This window comes from Geomonas propionica, assembly GCF_016458235.1.
Lineage (GTDB): Bacteria > Desulfobacterota > Desulfuromonadia > Geobacterales > Geobacteraceae > Geomonas > Geomonas propionica.
The window spans coordinates 272,019-292,497 of sequence record NZ_JAEMHK010000003.1 but is presented as its reverse complement, the minus strand read 5'-3'; the positions used below and the strand labels follow the sequence as shown (position 1 = coordinate 292,497).

Below are 20,479 nucleotides of genomic sequence, written 5' to 3'. Positions count from 1 at the left end.
GTCTAGTTGATCAACCGAATCGCGGCAAGAGGCCGCAACGAAGCACAATCTCACGCACCATGCCGTCCATGGGTACCACCCGGTCCACCACGCCCGTGGCGATCGCCTCGCGCGGCATGCCGAAGACCACGGCGGACTCCTCGGACTCTGCCAGCACCTGGGCTCCCACCTTCTTTGCCTCGCGCACGCCGAGTGCCCCGTCGTTCCCCATGCCGGTCAGCACCACGGCCAGCATCCGGCTGCGGTAGATCTCGGCGCAGGACCGGAACATGACGTCCACCGACGGGATGTAGCGGTCCTTGGGGCCGGGAGGGGCGATGCGCGCCACCACCTTGTCGCCCAGCCTGGCGAAAACCAGGTTGTTGCCGCCGGGAGCGATGAGAGCCCGCCCCGGAATCACCTCGTCGCCGTCCTTCGCCTCGCGCACCTCGAAGCCGGTGCTGCGGTTCAGCCTCTCGGCGAAGGCGGTGGTGAACCCGGCGGGCATGTGCTGAGAAATCACCATGGCGAAGGGAGGCGCGTCCCTGAAGGAGGCGAAAATGCGTTGCAGGGCCGGCGGTCCGCCGGTCGAGGAGCCGATGGCGACGATGTCGATGCTGCTCGCCGCCCCGACGGGAGCCGAGGCAACGGCGACCTCGGCCGCCGGGGGAGCAGGCTCCGCCCTCTTCTGCACCCGCGCCATGTTCAGCTTGAACACCGCCTGGACTTTCTGGTGCAGGTCCTGCTGGATCTTCAACAGCTCGTCCGAAATCACGCTGGTCGGTTTCGCGATGAAATCGACCGCACCCAGTTCCAGCGCCTTGAACACCTTCTCGTCGCCGGAAGTGGAGCTGATCACGATCACCGGGACCGGCGTGGTCGCCATCAGGATGCGCAGCATGGTGAAGCCGTCCATGCGCGGCATCTCGAGGTCGAGCGTCACCAGGTCGGGGGTGAGATCGATCACCCGCCGGATCCCTTCCTCGCCGTTGGTGGCGTACCCGATCACCTGGACCCCGGGGAGCTCCTCCAGCATCTTGGTGATGGCGCGCCGATTATAGGCTGAATCGTCTACGACTACTACCCGTATCTTTTTCACTTGGGCACTCCGCCGCCGGTCGTATCGGTTTTCTGGTAGACCATGTCGTTTTTCAGGTGTCTCAGTGCAAATGCCGTGGACAGGTTCATCAGGGATTCCGAGTGCCCCAAGAGGAGGTAGCCTCCCCCGCGCAGCGTGTTGTGGAACGACTCGATCACACGCTTCTTGGAGGTCTGGTCGAAATAGATGATCACGTTGCGGCAAAAGATGACATCCATCTTGCCCAGAAGCGCAAGGCGGTTAGCGTCGAACAGGTTCATCTGGCTGATGGTGACCAGCTCCCGCACCTCGTCGCAGATGCGGTACCCTTCGTCGGTCTCGGTGAAGAACCGTTTCAGGTAGCGCTCGTCGGTGGCGCGGAAGGAGGCCTTGGTGTAGATCCCCTTGCGGGCGTGCTGCACCACGCGGTGGCTGATGTCGGAGCCGACGATCTCCACGCGCCAGCCGTGGAGGCACCCCATCTCCAGAAGGAGCATGGCTATGGTGTAGGGCTCCTCCCCGGTGGAGCACCCCGCACTCCAGATGCGCAGGGTCCGCTCGCGCTGCTTGACCTTCATCAACTCGGGCACGATCTCGTCCGTGAAGGCGCGCAGTTGGAACGCCTCGCGGAAGAAATAGGTCTCGTTGGTGGTGAGGAGATCCATGATGTCCGCGATCTCCTCGTCCCTCCTGCGGTCGTACTTCAGGAACTGGTAGTACTCGCGGAAGCCGGCCAGGTTGTGATGGGTCACCCGCTGCCCGAGCCGACGGTCCAGCAGGTACTTGCTGTCGTCGTCGAAAAAGAGACCGCAGTGGTTGTAGATCAGGTCCCTGATCAGGCGGAATTCCTCTTCCGTCAGTTGCAATTCAGGTTCGAAATATGGCATTAGCGCAGCCTGTCGAGCAGTTCAACAATCTCGCCCTTGACCAGCGGGTCCGACTCCCGGGCCAGCGCCTGATCCAATACCGACAACGACTCCGCTCCCTGCAATTGGGCCAGGGCGCGCACAAAAGAGCGACGCACCATCCAGTGCGGGTGCTCCAGCAGGGCCTGGCCGTGCTCGTCGATCCAGTCCGCGCCGTGAGCTGCGAGGATGCCGATGGCAGCCTCGACCACTTCCTCGTCACCGTGATAAAGCGCCTGCCGCACCGGGCCGAGCGCCTGCGCGCCCCCAAGGGCCGCGAGGGTCGACAGGGCGGCGATCAGGACCGGTCCCTGGGCCTGATCGAGAAGCGCGGTCACCCCCGGCAGTGCCTCCGGGTCACCAAGTGCGGCAAGCCCCTTGAGCGCGGCAGTCTGCACCCAGGGATCGGTGTCGCCCAGGGCCAGGCAAAGAGGTGCCAGCACTTCCTCCCCTCCCTTTTCGGCAAGGGCCTGCGCCGCAGCGGCGCGTACCTCGGGCTCCTCGTCCGACAGCGACAGGGTCAGGGCGCCCAGCGCCTGCGGCAGGTCCACGCGCGCCAGCGAGGCGACGGCGGCCCGGCGCACCGAGGCATCCTCGTCCTTCACCAGGCGGGCGAGCCTTTCGCCGTCACCCAGAGCGCCGAGAATAATGGCGGCATCCCGCCTCTTGCGCGCGTCCCGGCTGCGCAAGAGTTCGGAGCAGATCGCACCCACGCCTGCGGCATCCCGGGCGGCAAGATGCTGCAGCCCATCCAGTCCTCCCTCGCGCACCTGCGGCTCTTCGTCGTCCAGCAGGCGCGCCACCTTGGCCGCAGCACCTTCCGGAGCCATCCGCCCCAACGCGACTGCGGCGCAGCGCCTCACCTCGGCACCGTCGTCCTCGAGTGCGGCAAAGAGCAGCTCCTCGCTGCCGGGGCGTCCGGTTTCCGCGATCAGATGCACGATGGCGGCACGCTCGGCCGCGATGGCGAACGGGAAGTGTTCCAGAAGCAGCGGCATCACGGGCTCGCCGATGCGGCGTAGCGCGTCCAGACAGGGCGCTCTCAGGCGCTCGGCGCGTGCCACGCGCACCAGGGGAAGCGCGGCGCGCTCGTCCCCCATGATACCGCACAGCTGGGCCAGGGCCGAGATCATGACCGGCTCCTCGCCGTGCAGCGAGTCGATAAGTTTTTTTGCGGTCGCGCTGCCGGCCATTCCCCTCAACTGCCGGTCGACCAGCACTTCCTGTTCCTGCGGGGCAAGGCGCGCCCGCAGGCGCATGAGCGCAATGGTGGCCGCTTCGCGCGCGTTCTTCGCCTTGTCGTGCAGCCCCTCCAGCAGCAGGGGAAAGCTGTTGCGGTCACCCAGCACACCCAGGCAGTCGTAGGTGGCGCGGCGCAACAGCCCTTCCTGCAAAAGCGGTTCGAGCTTCTCGAGCGGCACGGCGGCGCCGATCGAGGAGAGGGCGTCCAACACGGTGAACTTGAGCCAGACCTCGCCGCCGTCCAGCACCTTGAGCAAATGGGGCAGCGCGCGGGTGTCGCCGATCTTGCCCAGGTTCTCGGCAGCGGCAACCCGTACGTTCATGTCCTCGTCGTCGAGCGCCTGCACCAGGAGGGGAAGACAGGTGGCGCAGCGGATGTTGCCCAGGATGTCGATGATGAATTTGCGGAAGTCGTGATCGGGATCGCCCAGGTGTGCGCAGAGCTGCTCCACCGCGGGCACGCCGATCCGTTCCAGGGACTCGACCGCGGAGTTGCGCAATCCCGCGTTGTCCGCGGAGCGCAGCAGCGCGATCAGGGCTTCGAGCGCCTCCGCCTGCAGCGGCTGCGCCTGCAGGACTACGCTGACCGCCTCCTTGCGCACCCGCCAACTCTCGTCCCCCATGGCACGGAACAGCAGTTCCATCACCTCGGGGAAGGGACGGCGACGCAGGGACATGACCGCGAGGCGCCGTTGCTCCTCGTCGGTATCGGCAAGTCTCTCCGAGATTTCAAGCAGATCGTTGGACAGGGTCTCTCTCCTAAAGGCTCAGTTCGGCTCGTTTCTTCGCGATTAGCTCGTCAAAGGCATCTTTCAGGAAGGAAGTGGTATCGCGCACCTGCTGGGACACCCTCTGCTGGTACAGATACTCTCCTTCGCGTATGTCGTCCGCCAGGAGTTCGTAGAAGCTCCCCTCGCGCACCCCCTGCTCTACTTTCGCCTGGTTGTAGAGGACGATGTCGGAAACGATGATCCTCGCCAGGCGCCTGGCCTTCACCTGCTCCTCGGGGAGCTGCGCCGGGGCAGCGGGCTGGGCAGGTGCTGCCGCAGCGGCGGGCGCAGTCGCGGCCTCCACGGGCGCCTCGACTGCCGCCGGAACGGGGGGCTCCGGTATCGCCGCGGCAGGTGCTTCGACCGCCTCGATGACGGGAACTTCCGCTGCGGCCACGACCGGTGCCGGTGCTTCGGGTGCCGGTGCTTGCGGCGCTTCGGCTGCCGCGACCACCGGGGTCTCCGGCGCCGGCGCGGGTGCCGCTACGGAGGGAGCGGCTTCCGGCATGGATGTCTCTTCGACCTCCACCTGCCTGATCTCGCTGCGGGTCTCCTCCTGGGCCGCCAGTTCGCTCTCGGTCGGGCGTACCACCGGGGGGACGTCGCCCGAGGTGAGACGGTAGATCATCGAGACCAGGGAGTCCGGGATGTGGTGCTTCTCAATATAGTCATCGGCTCCGTACAGCGAATTGGGGGAGCGCTTGTAGCGGGTCTTGTCGTAGATCGAGGCGATCAGGACGATCTTGGTCTTGGTGAGGGCGGGGTCCTGGCGCACCCGCTCGCAGACCTCGAACCCGAACATGGTCGGCAGCGCCACGTCCAGCAGCAACACGCCCGGCTGCACACGCTGCACGGTCTCGAGCGCCTCTTTGCCGTCGGTGCAGAGATAGAGCTCGAAGGGCTCGGCGGCGAGGACCTTCTCCACCGCCTTGCAGAAGGCGGCGCTCTCGTTGGCGACCACGACCTTTACCTTCGCCTGCGGCTCGGGCTGGCGCTCGCTCTTGCGCACCAACCGGAACACGGCCTTGCAGCTCGAGCAGCGCAGTTTCTTCGGCTCATCGGAGCTGCTGACGATAACATTGAATCTTTTCTTGCAGTTAGGACAGACTATCAGCATGCTGGGCTCTTTTTCGTCGTAGTAGTGGTCCCCTGGGGGGTAAGGTAGCCCAACTGGGCCTTCTCCTGGAACGTGAGCAGGGCGTCGATGTTGAGCAGCATAACGGGCACGTCACGCACCAGGCACAGCCCCACCATGTACTCCCCTCCCACGATCCGCACCCCGCGCGGCGGCGCTTTCAGATCCCGGAGCGGGATGGTGATCATCTCGGTCACCTCGTCGACCATCAGGGCCAGAGGCTGCCCCGAAATGGAGAGGATCAGAAGACGGGCGCTCTCCTTGTTCTCGGCGGCGGGAAGCCCGAAGCGTTTCCTCAGGTCGACCACCGGGATCACGGAGCCGCGCAGGTTGATCACCCCCTCCACGAAGGGGAGCGCGCGGGGGAGCGGGGCGAGCTTGGGTACCCTGATGATCTCCCTGATGCGCATGATGTCGACGGCGTAGAGCCCTTCATCCATGCGCAGGCAGGCCACCTGAATTTCCTGCAGTTCCTCCGTCATCAGACCGCGTCCCCCCCTGCTGCAGCGCTGTCGCCGAGGAGCCCTTCGATCACTTCGAGCACCTTGACCGATTTGAAGGGCTTGGTGATGTAGGCGTCGGCACCGACCTGCCGGCCGTGCTCGAGATCGCGACTGCTCTTCTTGGCGGTCAGCATCACCACCGGTATGGCCCGGGTGGCGGGGTTTTCCTTGATGCTGCGGCAGACCTCAAAGCCGTCCATGTCCGGAAGCATGAGGTCCAGGACCACGAGGTCCGGTGCATCCTGCGCAATCGCCTTGAGGGCGTCGTTTCCGCCGCGCACCCCGGTGACCTGGTACCCCTTGGAGGTGAAGAGGATGCTCTCCAGCTTCAGCAAGCTCTCTTCATCCTCGACCACGAGGATCCTGTTCTTCTCCATGCTCATCCCCCCTGCACCCCGGCGCTACAAAAGACCTACGTCCAATACCTTTTCCATGTCGAGCAGGATCAGCATCCTGCCGCCGACCCGGCCTATCCCCAGCACGAACTCGCGATCGATCCCCTCTAGGACCACCGGCGGCGGCTCGATGCCTCCCTCGGCGATGCGAACCACCTGCACCACCTCGTCCACCAGGACGCCGGCGTAGCCCTCCTGGCGCTTGACCACCACGATGCGTTCCCGGTCCGAGACCGCCCCGTCGGCGAGGCCGAGCCGGTTCTTCATGTCGAAGACCGGGATGATGTTGCCGCGCAGGGAGAGGATGCCGCGCACAAAGGAGGGAACCCGGGGGACCTCGGTCACCTCGCGCGGCTTGATGATCTCCTTGATGTCCATGATGCTGATGGCGTATTCTTCGCTCGCCACCCGGAAGCAGAGCAGTTCCACGCTGGCCGCTTCCACGACCTCCTGCTGCAGGCTCTCGCCATCGAAGGAGGCGGACTCGCGTCCCTTAAGGATGACCGCCACCGGATCGAACTCGTCCGGCTCGTCCTGGTACTGGTAGGGCGCGTCGAACTGCTCAGCCTGCCATGCGGGAGCCGAGGCGCGCGGCAGCGGGTCCGGGTCCACCGGTTCGGGCATGAAGGGCTGGGCAACGACGGGCTCGGGCGCGACCGGTTCGGCAGCGGACAGTTCCTCGGCGGCGAGGACCGCCTCGGCCTCAGCCGGCGTCGGCCACGACTCCGCCTGGGGCGCCTGCCCCCCCTGCTCCGGCGCCGTTGACCCTTGCGCCTCGCCGCGGGAAGCCTTCTTTCTGATCTCTGCAAGATTCATAAGACCTCAACATCCGTTCTACGTTGGTTAAGCCAGCAGCTCCGCCGCGGTTTCTTCGATTATGGCGGCGTCGATCAAGGTGGCATCCCTGCCGTAGCCGATCAAAAGCGCGTTGGTGGCCACCGCGTTGATGCGGCGCGGCACCCCACCGGAAAGCTCGTAGATCCTCTGCACCGCGTCCGGGGAGAAGAGGCCCGGCTCGCCTCCGGCCGCCACGATCCTGAAATCGAGGTATTCCAGCGTCTCCTCCAGCCCCAGCGGCGCCAGGTGGAAGTTGAGCGAGATGCGCTGCCGGAAGGGCTCGTACACCGGCGAGGCCAGCATCTCGCGCAGCTCGGGCTGCCCCATGATGATCACGCTGACCAGGTTGCGGTCGTCCAACTGGAAGTTGGTCAAAAGGCGCAGCTCGTCGAAGAGTTCCCGGTCCGGGATCATCTGCGCCTCGTCGATCACCACCACCGGGACTCGCCCCTCGCCGTGCAGCCGGTACAGCGCCGTGGTGATCTCCTTCAGGAGCAGGTCCTTCTGCAAGGAGGGCTCGTGCACCTGCAGACCGGAGGCGATCACCCGCAACAGCTCGTCGGCGGTCAGACGCGGGTTGAACACGAACATGAAGTGGTAACGATCCCCCATCCGGTCCATGAGGGCCCGCGAGATGGTGGTCTTGCCGCACCCGATATCGCCGGTCAGGAGGGCGATCTCGCTCTCCTCAACCGCGTACTCGAGCCGCGCCAGCGCCTCCTGGTGCCCCGAGCTCATGTAGAGGAAGCGGGGATCCGGGGTCTTGCTGAAGGGCTTCTCGGTGAGGCCGTAAAATTCCTTGTACATCAGGCACTCCCCCGGGTGGCCTCGGCGATGACGCTACCGACATCGAGGACCAGGATGGTGCGCTGATCCCCCAGGTCCGCGGCCCCGGAGATGCCCCGGAACCCGGCGAAGGTGTCGCCGATGGACTTGATGACGATGTCCTGCTGCCCCAAAAGGTCGTCGACCACGAGCCCCAGCCGCTTCTCAGCGACACCGACCACGACCACGTAGCAGCTTTCCGGCGCCGCCGCCCCCTTCAGTTCGAAGAGCTCGGAGAGGCGCAGCAGGGGGAGCGTGGTCTCGCGCAACTGGATCACTTCCTTGCGCTCGATGGTCTTGATCTCCTTCTGCTCCACGATGATGCTCTCGAGCACCGAGGTGATGGGGAGGGCGTAGGTGCGTCCTGCGGTGGAGATGATGAGCGCCTTGATGATGGCCAGCGTAATGGGGAGGGTGATGATGAAGCGCGCCCCCTGCCCCGGGAAGTTTTCGACGTCGATCATGCCGGAGAGCGCGGCGATGTTGGTGCGTACGACATCCATGCCCACGCCGCGCCCGGAGATCTCGCTCACGGTTTCGGTGGTGGAGAAGCCGGGGCGGAAGATGAAATCCAGCGCCTCGCGGTCACTCACCTCGTCCACCGAGCCGATGATGCCGAGCTTCACCGCCTTCTGCTTCACCCGCGCCACGTCGATGCCGCCGCCGTCGTCGTCGATCTGGATCACGACGTGGTTTCCCTTCTGGTAGGAGGAAAGGGTGATGTTCCCCTTCTCGTCCTTGCCCGCGGCCAGTCGCGCCTCAGGGGTTTCGATGCCGTGGTCGATGCAGTTTCTGACGATATGCATGACCGGGTCGGAGATGTCCTCGATGATCAGCTTGTCGAGTTCGGTGTCCACGCCATAGAGCTTCAGTTCGACCTTCTTCCCCTGCTCCCGGGCGATCTTCCTGATGATGCGGGTCATCTTGTCGAAGAGCTGCCCCACCGGGATCATCCTGATCTCCATGACCCCCTTCTGCAGTTCCGAGAGCTTCTTCTCCAGCCCCTTGGCCGCCTTGTTCAGGTCCTGGGAGGGGGCGATGAGTCCGTCGCGGCGCATGCGCGCGGCGACGTCGGCGATCATCGAGTGGGAGAGCACCAGCTCGCCGACGATGTTCATCAGGAGGTCGAGCTTGCCGATGTCCACGCGGACGGTCCGGCTCATGCTCTTGGCGCTGATGGCGCCGCCGTCGCCGGCCGCCGGGGCCAGGAACTCACCGTCGGCGCCGCCGGCTTCCCCGGCCGCGGCCACGGCCGCTACGCCGGGAGTCGGTGCCTGTTGCGCCGGTTCGCCGAAGGTGGTGATGTTCAAGTGCTCGCGGTCGATGATCGGGGTGAGTGCGCCCGCGGAGAGCTCGGAGCCGAACAGGATCTCGAAGTCGATGCCGGAGTCGAGCCCGCTGGAAGCGGAGGGGAGGGTGCTGATCACCTCGCCCGCCTGCTTCAGGGCGTCGGTCAGCTCCATGAGGTCCGAATCGAAGCTCGCCAGCAAGAGCGACACGCGGATGGAGTGGATGTGGCGTCCCTTCTTCACGTTTTCCAGCAGGCGGTGCTCTTCGTACTCGGTCATCGAGGAGAGCACCCGCTCGGGAATGTTCAGGCGGGCCAGGGGGGAATCCTGATTCGGCTTGGGACCGCGGGTCAGGCAGTCGTTGATGCGCTGCATGGCGCCGGAAAGGTCCGCCCCCTCGCCGCCGGTCGCGCTCGCGTTGCGCACGAGGTGCGCCAGCAATTCGGTTGATTCGAACAGGGTGCTCACCACGGCCTGGTCCAACTCCACCTTGCCCAGCCTCAGGGCGTCGAGCAGGTTCTCCAGGTGGTGGCCCAGCTCGGCGATGTCCGAGAGTCCGAACATCCCCGCCAGTCCCTTCAGGGAGTGCGCGCCGCGGAACACGGAGTTGACCAGGTCGGGGCTGCATTCCCCGCCGTCGGCGCAGTCACTCAACGAAACCAGGTCAAGGCTCAACTGGTCCAGAATCTCCTCGGCCTCGGCCAAGAAGTCCTTCAACGCTTTGCCAATGTTATCCTCAACGCTCATAGACTCTCTTTTTGAAGAAGACGTTCTACGTTCTAGTCACCCAGGTACTTGCAGACCAGTTCCTGCAGCTTCACCGGGTCGAAGGGCTTCACCAGGTACTCGTTGGCGCCCAGCGCGAGCCCCTTCTCCAGATCCTTCTCGCCGCTCTCGGTGGAAACGATGAACAGCGGAATGGACTGGTAATTGGGGTTGTTGCGCACGTAGCTGATCAGCTCCAGGCCGTTGATGTCGGGCATGTTGATGTCGGTGATGATCAGGTCCACCTGCTCACGCGGCAAAAGACGCAACGCCTCGAAGCCGCTGGCGGCCTCGACAATGGTATATTTTTCCAGCTCGTCTATGGTTGAAACCAGCATGGAACGCATGGTGTTGGAATCTTCCGCAATCAGTATCCTCTTCACGTCACATTTCTCCCCGTCCCTGATCCTGCAGCCTGCGCTGCAACAGGGCTTTTTCCATAGCTATGCCGGCCTGACTCAGGAATATCTCGAGCGAATCGGTGTCGCCGATCGGCTTGTCCTCGGGGAGGTTGTCCCCGTAGAGAATGGCGACCACCTTGCCTTCGCTCACTATCGGCCCCACGAAATACTCGGAGGGGCGTCCGCCCCCCAACTGCTCTAGGAAGTGGTGGGTCCACACCGAGGCGTCGGCCTCGCCGCGCACCGGAAAGCGCGTCTCGAGCACCTCCGTGAACAGCGACGGCTCTCCCCTGGGAATGGTGAGGTTGCGAACCCGCGCGTCGGCGCCGCCGTCCCGGTCCTGCAGCCCGAACTGCCCCAGCCCCTGGACGGTTTCCTTCTTGACCAGGAGCACCACGGCGCGGTTCACGAACTCGGCGGCGAAGCGCAGCACCAAGAGGATGATCCCTCCGCCAAGCTGCGGGTTGTTCAGTTCCTCGAGCATGCCGCGCAACTGCGAGATACCGGTGCTCTGGTTCAGCTGCGGGGCGTAAAGGGCCGGCTCCTCGCCCATCTCCAGCCTCAGCTCGTCGCCGATGTTGACGCTGGTAAAACCCGACTCGGCGCCGGCCGCCAGACTCTCCAGGGCCGCCGTGAGCCGCGGCGCGAAGGTCTCGCGGGATTCCTCGACTTCGCTCTTCAACGGCTTCATCAGCAGCCGAATGCCCAAGCCGCGCAACTTGCGCTGCGCCTCGTCGTTTTCAAAGTCGGAGACCCCCAAAAGCGGCAGCTCCGGGAAATTGTTGCGGACAAGCTCCATGAGCTCCAGGCCACCCAGTATGCCGGTGCCGTCCATGCGCGGCATGATCAGGTCGACCAGTACCGTCGGGCGCATGCCGTCGCGGTAGAGGGAATCGACCCGTATCAGCGCATCCTCTCCCCGCTCCATCGCCTCGACCCGGTAGCCAAGCTCCGCAAGGAGCCCAGTCATGACCGTAAGCGTCGCGGGGTCGTCGTCCACCAGCACCAACGGCTTGCCCTGCCCCAGGTCTGCGGGCGCGGCGCTCCAAACAGGGGCGGGCTCTGGCTTTGTTGGGGCGGTGGATGGGGGAGTTTCTGGCGTGGGGGATGGCGTGGCGGGAGCGGCAGCGGACGGCTCCTGCAGCAGGTCGAAGGCGAAGTCGACCGACTCGTCCTGGGGGGCGACATGGTCATCGTCACCCTCGCCTCGGTGGCGCTGTTCGTCGATGATGCGGGAACCTTCCATGGCCAGGTACTGCGGGTTGAGCCCCTGCTTCAGCATGAACTGCACCGGGTCCAGCCTGGTGTTATCGCCGTCCCCCACTTCCTGCAGTTCGAACTCGAAGGTCCCTTCGGCCCAGGCGAACAGCGAGTAGACCACGTTCTCGATCTGCTCGCGCACCACGGCCTCGATGGCGTCGGCGCTCACCCCGAAGCGCTCCACCATGATCACGCCCAGAAGCTGGGTGTACCCCTCGTCGGCCTGGATGCTGAGCGCGCGCTTCAGGATCCCCAGGTCGATGACTCCCTGCTGGATCAGCACCTCGCCCAGGTTCTGCTGGAAAGTCGTGGATGTGGCGCGGATCACCTGTCCGTTGCGGAAGATTACCCGCGCCTCCCGTCCCCTGCTTTGCAGGGCGAGCACGCCGGACCTCCTGCTCAGGCTTACGATCTGCAGGATCTCGCCTAAGCCGAGATCTTCCAAATTGCCGACTAGACTCATTGATGCCGCTCGCTGTTAGTAGGGGGTGGGTTAGAAATAGGCATCATACTAAACCATCGTATCGGCCAAGTAAAGAATGATTTAAGTATCTTTCTTGTCTCTGCCACGGAACATAAGCTTTAAAGGAGTTCCGCTGAAGCCGAATGCCTCTCTAAAACGGTTCATGATGTACCGCTCATAGGAAAAATGAATCCCCTCAGGACGGTTGGTGAAGATGACAAAGGAAGGAGGTTTGATCCCCACCTGGGTCGCATAGAAAAACTTGACCCGCCTGCCGCCGTCCAGCGGGGCGTGGTTCTCGTCCACCGCCTGGTTGAAGATGCGGTTCAACTCACCGGTGCTCACCCTCTTGCAGTACTGCTCCATCACCTGGTCCACCTCGGCGACGATCTTGCCGGTGCGCTGCCCGCTTTGCGCCGAGACGAACAGGATCGGGGCGAAGGGAAGGTACTTGAAGTTGCGGCGGATATCGTCGGTGAACTTACTTATGCTGGAGTTGTCCTTCAGCACCGTGTCCCACTTGTTCACCACGAAGATGCAACCGCGCCCGGCCTCGTAGGCGTAGCCGGCGATTTTGGTGTCCTGCTCGGTGACCCCCTCCTCGGCGTTCAGGACGATGAGCACCACGTCGGCGCGGTCGATGGAGCGCAGGGCATCCACCACCGAATACTTCTCGACCGCCTGCACCGTCTTTCCCTTCCTGCGGATGCCGGCGGTATCGATCAACAGGTAGGGCTTCTTGTTCACCATGAAGCGGGTATCGACCGAGTCGCGGGTGGTGCCGGCGGTGGGGTTGGCCACCACGCGCTCGTAGCCCAGAAGGCGGTTCACCAGGGTGGATTTGCCCACGTTGGGGCGGCCCACCACGGCGATCTTGGTGATCTCCTCCTCGTCGTCGGGGTCGCGGTTGTAGGGGAGCGCGCCCAGCACCTCGTCCATCAGGTCGCCCACGCCGCGGTTGTGCTCGGCGGAGATGGTGTGGATCTGGTCCACCCCGAGGGCGTAGAAGTCGCCCGCGTTGGCCTCCTGCTTGTCGCCGTCCACCTTGTTGATGATGTAGAAGACCGGCTTGTTGATGCGCCTGAGCATCAACACCACGTCGCGGTCGGCGGGGGTAAGCCCGTCGCGGGCGTCCATCAGGAAGAGGATGACATCGGCCTCCTCCATGGCGAAGCGGGACTGCTCGCGCATCTGCTGCAAAAGCTTGTCGGAGGTTTCCGGCTCGAAACCGCCGGTATCGACCAGGATGAAGGGGAGGTCGAAACGGTTCACCTCGGCGTAGTTGCGGTCCCGGGTCACCCCGGGCATATCGTGGACCATCGCCTTACGGCGCCCCACCAGCCTGTTGAAAAGGGTGGATTTCCCGACATTGGGGCGACCGACGATGGCAATAATAGGTTTCATGATTTTCCAGCGGGAAGGCGGCCAATGGTAACCAACTAAAATGGCGCAGCTTTCCGTTTTAATGTATTTGACAGCTAACCGGTATGTGTAACATTTTGCCGAGCAATACGCAACATATACAATATAGGCGGGATTTCCCGGGCAGAGCCGGAGGTTCCCGCCGATGGACGCAGCAGCGGCTGTGTGCCCCTCTCCCGCGCCGCCTGATCGCCTCATTTTGTGTTACAAAACCAGGACGTGAGAATTGACATCGACGGCGTAATCTGCTAGCTTGGCGATCCGCCTGCAGCAGGCTCGCGCACCGCGTGCACCTTCGCGTTGCGCCCCTTCCCCACCCCCTCCCCGCCGCACGCTGCCGGCAGAAAAAGCTTGAAACGGAGCCTACATGCACAAGAAGCTGTATATCCCCGGTCCGATAGAAGTGAGCCCGGAGATCCTAGAGGCCATGGCTACACCGATGATCGGCCACCGCATGCCGGAGTACGCGCGCCTGCACAAGGGCGTGACCGACAAGCTGAAGCGACTCATGTCCACCAAAGAGAAGGTGTTCCTCTCCACCTCGAGCGCCTTCGGCGCCATGGAAGGGGCGGTGCGCAACCTGGTCGGCAAACGCTGCGCCAACTTCTGCAACGGCGCCTTCTCCGACAAGTGGCACAACGTGACCCTCGCCTGCGGCAAGGAAGCCGACGCCTTCAAGGCGGAATGGGGCCAGCCCATCACCCCCGAGATGGTGGACGCGGCACTGGCCACCGGCAAGTACGACGCCATCACCCTGATCCACAACGAGACCTCCACCGGTACCATGAGCCCGCTTGCCGAGATCGGCCAGGTGCTCAAGAAGTACCCGGACGTGGTCTCCATCATAGATACCGTCTCCTCCATGAGCGCGCTCAACATCCCGATCGACGAAATCGGCATCGACTGCTGCGTTTTCGGGGTGCAGAAGGCGTTCGCGCTGCCGCCGGGCCTGGCCGTCTTCACCGCCAGCGAGAAGGCGCTCGAGCGCGCCAAGAGCGTCCCGGGGCGCGGCTACTACTTCGACTTCCTCGAATTCCTGGCTGCCGACGAGAAGGACAACACCCCGTCCACGCCGTGCATCTCGCTCATCTACGCCATGGACCTGCAGTTGGAGCGCATCTTCGCCGAGGGGCTCGAGCGGCGCTTCCAGCGTCACCAGGAGATGGCCGACTTCATGCGCGCCTGGGCAGTACAGCAGGGCTTCGGCATCCTGCCGGCCGAGCCGTACCGCTCGGTCACCCTCACCTGCGCCACCAACGAGCGCGGCGTGGACCTGGCACTGATCAAAAAACAGCTGGGGGAGCGCGGTATTGCGTTCGATGACGGCTACGGGAAGCTGAAAGGGAAGACCTTCCGCGTCGCGCACATGGGCGACATGAAGCTGGAAGATCTCAAACAGATCACAACCGAATTGGAGGGACTGCTGCAGGGTCTCTAAAGACGAAGGGGGGGAGCAGTTCAGCTCCCCCCCTTTTTACATGCCCTACTCCGGCTCGAAGGCCTCCTTGCCGACCCCGCAGATGGGGCAGACCCAATCATCGGGAAGGTCGGCGAAGGGGGTTCCGGGTGGCACCCCGTTCTCCGGGTCCCCCAGATAGGGGTCGTAGACGTATTGGCAGACGGTGCAGATGTAAGGCTCCATTGAATACCCCCTGTGGTGCATGGTGAGGCCGACCGGTTGGTCGGCGAAGCGTCACGACTGTCTAATGTTTGGCGGGACTGAGTCGGCGGGGACGACAGACAGCTTGAAGTCCGGCAAAAGTCTAACAGACTGAGACTGCGTGTCAATTGGGCCTCTGTATACATTTGCTCTTGCTTTTAAAAGTCCTTGTGTTATTTTATAATAATTAAAATACTGACTCAGAGAGGAGAGCGGACAGTCGTTCGATGACATCAGTTGGTGCATGTCTCTCACAGAACAAACGCCACGATCTCACAGAGCAAATCGTCAGTCAGGGCGAGGGCCTCACTTCCCAGCACCCCGCATACGACGTTCAAAAATCATAAGGCTCGGCAACATAAACCCATCTAACCGACGCTAACGAAACATCAACCGTAGGCCGGAACTGTCACACGCGGCCCTGCATGGGTCTGTATCGTTCCAGTTCCGGTCCACCGCCACCCGGCAGAGAGGACAACTATGGAAACCTGTGAGATTAGCAGCACCGCAGAGGGTTTGGTCTCTTCTAAAAATGTGATGAAGCAATACCCAAAGGAGGGAATATCCATGAATTACGAAGTAAAGAACAAGCAGTTGCTGGCCTGGGTCAAGGAAGTTGCCGAAATGTGCCAGCCGGACCAGATCCACTGGTGCGACGGGACCGAGGCGGAGTACGACAGCCTGTGCGAACTGCTGGTCAAAGGTGGCACCTTCCGTAAGCTGAACCCGGAGAAGCGCCCGAACAGCTACCTGGCCCTGTCCGATCCCGGCGACGTCGCCCGCGTCGAGGACCGCACCTTCATCTGCTCCATCGCCAAACAGGATGCCGGCCCGACCAACAACTGGGTGCATCCCAAGGAGATGAAGAAGACCCTGACCGGCCTCTTCACCGGCTGCATGAAGGGGCGCACCATGTACGTCATCCCCTTCTCCATGGGTCCCTTGGGTTCCAACATCGCCAAGATCGGCGTCGAGATCTCCGACTCCCCCTACGTCGCCGTCAACATGAAGATCATGACCCGCATGGGCAAGAAGGTGATCGACATCCTCGGCGAGAGCGGCGAGTTCGTCCCCTGCCTGCACTCGATCGGCGCACCGCTCGCCCCGGGCCAGAAAGATGTGCCCTGGCCGTGCAACAAGGAGAAGTACATCGTCCACTTCCCCGAGGAGCGCTCCATCTGGTCCTTCGGCTCCGGCTACGGCGGCAACGCGCTTCTGGGCAAAAAGTGCCTGGCACTCAGGATCGCCTCCAAGATCGCCAAAGACGAGGGGTGGCTGGCCGAGCACATGCTGATCCTCGGCATCGAGACCCCGGAAGGTGAGAAGACTTACCTGGGCGCCGCCTTCCCGAGCGCCTGCGGCAAGACCAACCTCTCCATGCTGGTCCCGCCCGACCACTTCAAGCAGAGCGGCTACAAGATCTCCACCGTGGGCGACGACATCGCCTGGATCAAGCCCGGCCCCGACGGCCAGCTCTACGCCATCAATCCGGAAGCGGGTTTCTTCGGCGTGGCCCCGGGCACCTCGTTCAAGTCCAACCCGAACGCGATGCACTCCTGCGCCAAGAACACCATCTTCACCAACGTGGCGCTCACCCCGGACGGCGACATCTGGTGGGAAGGGATGACCGACGAGCTTCCGGCGAAGCTGACCGACTGGCAGGGTAACGAGTGGACCCCGGGCTGCGGCCGCAACGCCGCGCACCCGAACTCCCGCTTCACCTCCCCGGCTTCGCAGTGCCCGTCCATCGACCCGGCCTGGGAAGACCCGAAGGGCGTGCCGATGAAGGCCTTCGTGTTCGGCGGCCGCCGCAACAACGTGATCCCGCTGGTGTACCAGTCCTTCAACTGGAGCTACGGCGTGTACCTGGCCGCCACCATGGGAAGCGAGACCACCGCGGCCGCAGTGGGCGCCATCGGCAACGTCCGTCGCGACCCGTTCGCGATGCTCCCCTTCACCGGCTACCACGTCGCCGACTACTTCAACCACTGGCTCCAGGTCGGGCGCACCACCCCGAACCCGCCGCGCATCTTCTCGGTCAACTGGTTCCGCAAAGACGCCAACGGCAAGTTCCTCTGGCCGGGCTTTGGCGAGAACATGCGCGTCCTGAAGTGGATCGCCGACCGCGCCAACGGCCGCGGCGCTTCCGTCGAGAGCCCGCTGGGCTGGATGCCGCGCTACGAGGACCTGGACTGGACCGGTCTCAACGAGGTTTCCCGCGACCAGTACCAGGAGCTCATGTCCATCGACCGCGACGTCTGGAAGGAAGAGATCCTCTCCCACGAGGAGCTGTTCGTGAAGATGTACGACCGTCTCCCGAAGGAGTTCCTCCACATCCGCGAAATGATCCTTTCCGGCCTGTGGCGCTCCCCGGAGCACTGGGAGCAGTACAACCCGGCTTCCGCCGAAGGGTTCAACGACTAGTAAGTCGCTGAAGTACCAATGAAACAAAGAAGGGCCCCGATCTTAATGATCGGGGCCCTTTTGCTTTGCCGCGCCGGTTGCAAAGCTACCCGCCCCTGCTATCTTTTAAGCTTGGCGCAGATCCAATGAGAGAGGGAGGGAGCAGTGAGATTAAACGATATCACCAGGGGCAACGGGCTGGAGCAGCATGGCATCAAGAACGCGAACCTGATCTACTGGACCTCCCCCACCTCTGTCCTCTACGAACAGGTGGTGCGCCGCGGCGAGGGGCTCATCTCGCACCTGGGTGCCCTCGCGGTGAAGACCGGCCACTACACCGGGCGGGCGGCCAACGACAAGTTCATCGTCGACGAGCCTTCCTCGAGCGCGCACATCAACTGGGGCAAGGTGAACCGCCCCTTCCCCCCGGACAAGTTCGATGCGCTCTACCAGAAGATGTGCAACTACATGCAGGGGCGCGACCTCTTCGTCCAGGACTGCTTCGCCGGGGCGAGCCCCGCCCACCGCATCCCGGTGCGCATCATAACCGAGCGCGCCTGGCACTCCCTGTTCGCCCGCAACATGTTCCTGCGCGCGACACCGGAGGAGCTCCTCTCCCACCAGACCCAGTTCACCGTCATCGACCTCCCCGCCTTCCACGCCCAGCCGAGCATCGACGGCACCAATTCGGAGGCCTTCATCATCATCAACTTTGCCAGGAAGATGGTGATTATCGGCGGCACCAGCTACGCCGGGGAGATCAAGAAGTCGATCTTCACCGTGCTCAACTACCTCTTGCCCCAAAAGAGCGTCATGTCCATGCACTGCTCCGCCAACACCGGCCCCGCGGGCGATGTCGCCATCTTCTTCGGCCTCTCCGGCACCGGCAAGACCACGCTCTCCGCGGCCCCGAACCGCCTCCTCATCGGCGACGACGAGCACGGCTGGGACGAGGAAGGGGTCTTCAACTTCGAGGGAGGGTGCTACGCCAAGGTGATCAACCTCTCCTCGGAGAGCGAGCCCGAGATCTACCAGTGCACCAGGAGGTTCGGCACCATCCTGGAGAACGTCGCCATCGACACCATCTCGCGCCGCATCGATCTCGACGACGCCTCGTTCACCGAGAACACCCGCGCCTCCTACCCGATCACCCACATCCCCAACATCATCCCGGCCGGGGCCGGAGGGCACCCGAGCAACGTGATCATGCTCACCTGCGACGCCTTCGGCGTGCTGCCGCCGATCGCACGGCTCACCCCGGCGCAGGCCATGTACCACTTCCTGTCCGGGTACACCGCCAAGGTGGCCGGGACCGAGGCGGGGGTCACCGAGCCGCAGGCCACCTTTTCCGCCTGTTTCGGCGCCCCCTTCATGGCGCTCAGGCCGTCCCTGTACGCCGACCTCCTCGGCAAGAAGATCGCGTCCGGCAAGGTCGACTGTTGGCTGGTGAACACCGGCTGGAGCGGCGGCGGCCCCGGCGTGGGTGCCAGGATGAAGATCGCCTACTCGCGGGCCCTCGTTAACGCCGCCCTGGACGGGAGCTTGAGTGGTGCAAGCTTCGTCAAGGACACGGTCTTCGGCCTGGACATCCCCGCAAGCTGCCCCGGGGTGCCGGCGGAGATACTGAACCCGAGAAACGCCTGGAGCGACAAGACCGCCTACGACGCCATGGCGCAGAAGCTGGTCGAGATGTTCCGCAAGAACTTCGAGCAGTTCAAGGACACCGCTTCGCCGGAGATCGCTTCGGTTCTCTAGTTGCGCCGCGAAACGGCGCTGCTATCATTAATGCAGAGCTCAGGAGGTTACCATGAAAAGGGTACATTCAGAGATATGTGACACGACCGAGAGGAAGGAGCAGCGGGTCCAGGTGAAGAACACCAAGACCGGCGAGATCGGCTTGAGCTACGGCTGCACCATCGAGGGGGACACCGTGCAGGTACAACTTCCCGACGGCAGCCTGGACAGCTGGCCCGAAGACGACTGCGAGATGATCTCGTAACCCATTGTCACGGGGGAGCCGGCACAAACGCGAAATCTTCGCCGACTCCGGCTCCCTCCGTGGCAGCAAGCATAAACAGGAAAGGCCGTCCTATGCTGGGCGGCCTTTTTGTTAGCGGCATATGACGCCGCGGGAGGCAATCCATGTCTAAGGCAATCTGCCTTGAAGAATTCGGCGGCCCCGAGGTACTGAAGTGGATGGATGTCTCTGTGCCGGAACCGGGACCGGGTGAGGTCCGGATACGCCACAGGGCGGTCGGGGTGAACTTCGTGGACGTGTACCAGCGCAGCGGCCTCTACAAGATGCCGCTGCCGGCCATCGCCGGCAACGAAGGGGCTGGCGTCGTCGAATCCGTCGGCGAGGGAGTGACCCTATTCCGGCCCGGAGACCGGGTTGCCTACGCGGGCACTTCCGGGGGCGGCTACTGCGAATCACGGATCATCAAGGCGGACCGGCTCTGCCTCCTCCCCGACGCCGTCTCCTTCGAACAAGCCGCCGGGATGATGCTCAAGGGACTTACCGTTCAATACCTGGTCCGCAGGACCTACCGGGTGCTGGCCGGAGACACCGTCGTGTTCCACGCCGCCGCCGGTGGTGTCGGCACCATCGCCTGCCAATGGCTGAGGGCTCTCGGGGCGAAGGTGATCGGCACGGCCGGTTCGGAAGAGAAGTGCGAGCTGGCGCGGCAACATGGCGCCGATTACTGCATCAACTACCGCACGGAAAACATAATGGAGAGGGTGAAGGAGATTACCGGCGGAGAGGGCGCCGCCGTGGTCTACGATTCGGTGGGGAAAGACACCTTTGAGACCTCCCTCAAGTGCCTGCGCCCCCGCGGCCTGATGGTAAGCTTCGGCAACGCTTCGGGTCCGGTGCCGCCGGTGGACCTCCTGCAGCTTTCGCAACTCGGCTCCCTATATCTCACCCGCACCGGGCTCGCCACCTACATCGCCAAGCGCTCCGAGTTGGAAGAGGCAGCCGCCGAACTGTTCGGGATGGTTACCTCGGGGAAGGTGAAGATAGAGATCAACCGGAGCTTCCCCCTGCAGGACGCGGCCCAGGCCCACCGTGAACTTGAGGCCCGCCAGACCACCGGCTCGACCATCCTCATTCCTGACTGACAGAACGAATTAGTGCCCCTAGCTTCA

18 protein-coding genes are annotated in these 20,479 nt (G+C 63.6%); 5 read left to right on the top strand and 13 right to left on the bottom strand.

The window, feature by feature from the left end; translation table 11 throughout:
- Positions 1-10: 10 nt before the first annotated feature.
- The 12 genes from JFN90_RS05970 to der all read right to left on the bottom strand — a co-directional run bounded on the left by JFN90_RS05970 (position 11) and on the right by der (position 13,251).
- Positions 11-1,078, bottom strand: a complete 1,068-nt coding sequence (locus tag JFN90_RS05970) for a protein-glutamate methylesterase/protein-glutamine glutaminase (RefSeq protein ID WP_199394183.1) — start codon at positions 1,076-1,078, stop codon at positions 11-13.
- Entirely contained in the window at positions 1,075-1,944 is an 870-nt protein-coding gene (locus JFN90_RS05965; protein WP_199394182.1) for a CheR family methyltransferase, read from the bottom strand. Before JFN90_RS05965 ends, JFN90_RS05970 begins: the two co-directional genes overlap by 4 nt.
- The gene (locus JFN90_RS05960) at positions 1,944-3,932 is read right to left on the bottom strand and encodes a HEAT repeat domain-containing protein (protein ID WP_328755388.1); all 1,989 of its coding nucleotides are present in this window, start codon (positions 3,930-3,932) and stop codon (positions 1,944-1,946) included. The genes JFN90_RS05965 and JFN90_RS05960 overlap by 1 nt, the downstream gene beginning before the upstream one ends.
- Before the next feature lie 31 nt (positions 3,933-3,963).
- Positions 3,964-5,091 (bottom strand): response regulator, encoded by a 1,128-nt coding sequence (locus JFN90_RS05955; RefSeq protein ID WP_199394180.1) that lies wholly within the window; start codon positions 5,089-5,091, stop codon positions 3,964-3,966.
- Positions 5,085-5,591: a chemotaxis protein CheW gene (locus JFN90_RS05950; protein ID WP_199394179.1), complete on the bottom strand. Its 507-nt coding sequence runs from the start codon at positions 5,589-5,591 to the stop codon at positions 5,085-5,087. The genes JFN90_RS05955 and JFN90_RS05950 overlap by 7 nt, the downstream gene beginning before the upstream one ends.
- Positions 5,591-5,989, bottom strand: a complete 399-nt coding sequence (locus JFN90_RS05945; RefSeq protein WP_199394178.1) for a response regulator transcription factor — start codon at positions 5,987-5,989, stop codon at positions 5,591-5,593. Before JFN90_RS05945 ends, JFN90_RS05950 begins: the two co-directional genes overlap by 1 nt.
- Positions 5,990-6,013: 24 nt before the next feature.
- Entirely contained in the window at positions 6,014-6,823 is an 810-nt protein-coding gene (locus JFN90_RS05940; protein ID WP_199394177.1) for a chemotaxis protein CheW, read from the bottom strand.
- A gap of 27 nt (positions 6,824-6,850) precedes the next feature.
- Complete coding sequence (locus JFN90_RS05935) at positions 6,851-7,651, bottom strand: ExeA family protein (protein ID WP_199394176.1); 801 nt, start codon at positions 7,649-7,651, stop codon at positions 6,851-6,853.
- Complete coding sequence (locus tag JFN90_RS05930) at positions 7,651-9,705, bottom strand: chemotaxis protein CheA (protein ID WP_199394175.1); 2,055 nt, start codon at positions 9,703-9,705, stop codon at positions 7,651-7,653. The genes JFN90_RS05935 and JFN90_RS05930 overlap by 1 nt, the downstream gene beginning before the upstream one ends.
- Positions 9,706-9,737: 32 nt before the next feature.
- Positions 9,738-10,106: a response regulator gene (locus JFN90_RS05925; RefSeq protein WP_199389425.1), complete on the bottom strand. Its 369-nt coding sequence runs from the start codon at positions 10,104-10,106 to the stop codon at positions 9,738-9,740.
- Between the two features lies 1 nt (position 10,107).
- Positions 10,108-11,847, bottom strand: a complete 1,740-nt coding sequence (locus JFN90_RS05920) for a response regulator (RefSeq protein WP_199394174.1) — start codon at positions 11,845-11,847, stop codon at positions 10,108-10,110.
- 81 nt (positions 11,848-11,928) lie between these two features.
- Positions 11,929-13,251: a ribosome biogenesis GTPase Der gene (gene der, locus JFN90_RS05915; protein ID WP_199394173.1), complete on the bottom strand. Its 1,323-nt coding sequence runs from the start codon at positions 13,249-13,251 to the stop codon at positions 11,929-11,931.
- Positions 13,252-13,636: 385 nt separating this feature from the next.
- Here der and JFN90_RS05910 point away from each other — a divergent pair, with 385 nt between their 5' ends.
- On the top strand, positions 13,637-14,707 hold the full coding sequence (locus JFN90_RS05910) for a pyridoxal-phosphate-dependent aminotransferase family protein (RefSeq protein WP_199394172.1): 1,071 nt from the start codon (positions 13,637-13,639) through the stop codon (positions 14,705-14,707).
- 45 nt (positions 14,708-14,752) lie between these two features.
- On the opposite strand, the gene rd is transcribed toward JFN90_RS05910, so the two are convergent.
- Complete coding sequence (gene rd, locus JFN90_RS05905) at positions 14,753-14,911, bottom strand: rubredoxin (protein ID WP_199394171.1); 159 nt, start codon at positions 14,909-14,911, stop codon at positions 14,753-14,755.
- 555 nt (positions 14,912-15,466) lie between these two features.
- On the opposite strand from rd, the gene JFN90_RS05900 reads away from it, so the two are divergent.
- From JFN90_RS05900 to JFN90_RS05885, 4 genes are all read left to right on the top strand, one after another.
- Positions 15,467-17,353: a phosphoenolpyruvate carboxykinase (GTP) gene (locus JFN90_RS05900; RefSeq protein WP_199394170.1), complete on the top strand. Its 1,887-nt coding sequence runs from the start codon at positions 15,467-15,469 to the stop codon at positions 17,351-17,353.
- Positions 17,354-17,497: 144 nt separating this feature from the next.
- Entirely contained in the window at positions 17,498-19,087 is a 1,590-nt protein-coding gene (gene pckA, locus JFN90_RS05895; RefSeq protein WP_199394169.1) for a phosphoenolpyruvate carboxykinase (ATP), read from the top strand.
- Between the two features lie 52 nt (positions 19,088-19,139).
- On the top strand, positions 19,140-19,331 hold the full coding sequence (locus JFN90_RS05890) for a hypothetical protein (protein ID WP_199394168.1): 192 nt from the start codon (positions 19,140-19,142) through the stop codon (positions 19,329-19,331).
- 143 nt (positions 19,332-19,474) lie between these two features.
- The gene (locus JFN90_RS05885) at positions 19,475-20,452 is read left to right on the top strand and encodes a quinone oxidoreductase family protein (RefSeq protein WP_199394167.1); all 978 of its coding nucleotides are present in this window, start codon (positions 19,475-19,477) and stop codon (positions 20,450-20,452) included.
- Positions 20,453-20,479: the final 27 nt, after the last annotated feature.

Coding starts and splice junctions, on each gene's coding strand:
- JFN90_RS05965 (WP_199394182.1), bottom strand. CDS start 1,944: ATGCCATATTTCGAACCTGAATTGCAACTGACGGAAGAGGAATTCCGC.
- JFN90_RS05885 (WP_199394167.1), top strand. CDS start 19,475: ATGTCTAAGGCAATCTGCCTTGAAGAATTCGGCGGCCCCGAGGTACTG.
- JFN90_RS05900 (WP_199394170.1), top strand. CDS start 15,467: ATGAAGCAATACCCAAAGGAGGGAATATCCATGAATTACGAAGTAAAG.
- JFN90_RS05950 (WP_199394179.1), bottom strand. CDS start 5,591: ATGACGGAGGAACTGCAGGAAATTCAGGTGGCCTGCCTGCGCATGGAT.
- der (WP_199394173.1), bottom strand. CDS start 13,251: ATGAAACCTATTATTGCCATCGTCGGTCGCCCCAATGTCGGGAAATCC.
- JFN90_RS05945 (WP_199394178.1), bottom strand. CDS start 5,989: ATGGAGAAGAACAGGATCCTCGTGGTCGAGGATGAAGAGAGCTTGCTG.
- JFN90_RS05910 (WP_199394172.1), top strand. CDS start 13,637: ATGCACAAGAAGCTGTATATCCCCGGTCCGATAGAAGTGAGCCCGGAG.
- JFN90_RS05930 (WP_199394175.1), bottom strand. CDS start 9,705: ATGAGCGTTGAGGATAACATTGGCAAAGCGTTGAAGGACTTCTTGGCC.
- JFN90_RS05935 (WP_199394176.1), bottom strand. CDS start 7,651: ATGTACAAGGAATTTTACGGCCTCACCGAGAAGCCCTTCAGCAAGACC.
- rd (WP_199394171.1), bottom strand. CDS start 14,911: ATGGAGCCTTACATCTGCACCGTCTGCCAATACGTCTACGACCCCTAT.
- JFN90_RS05890 (WP_199394168.1), top strand. CDS start 19,140: ATGAAAAGGGTACATTCAGAGATATGTGACACGACCGAGAGGAAGGAG.
- JFN90_RS05955 (WP_199394180.1), bottom strand. CDS start 5,091: ATGCTGATAGTCTGTCCTAACTGCAAGAAAAGATTCAATGTTATCGTC.
- JFN90_RS05940 (WP_199394177.1), bottom strand. CDS start 6,823: ATGAATCTTGCAGAGATCAGAAAGAAGGCTTCCCGCGGCGAGGCGCAA.
- JFN90_RS05920 (WP_199394174.1), bottom strand. CDS start 11,847: ATGAGTCTAGTCGGCAATTTGGAAGATCTCGGCTTAGGCGAGATCCTG.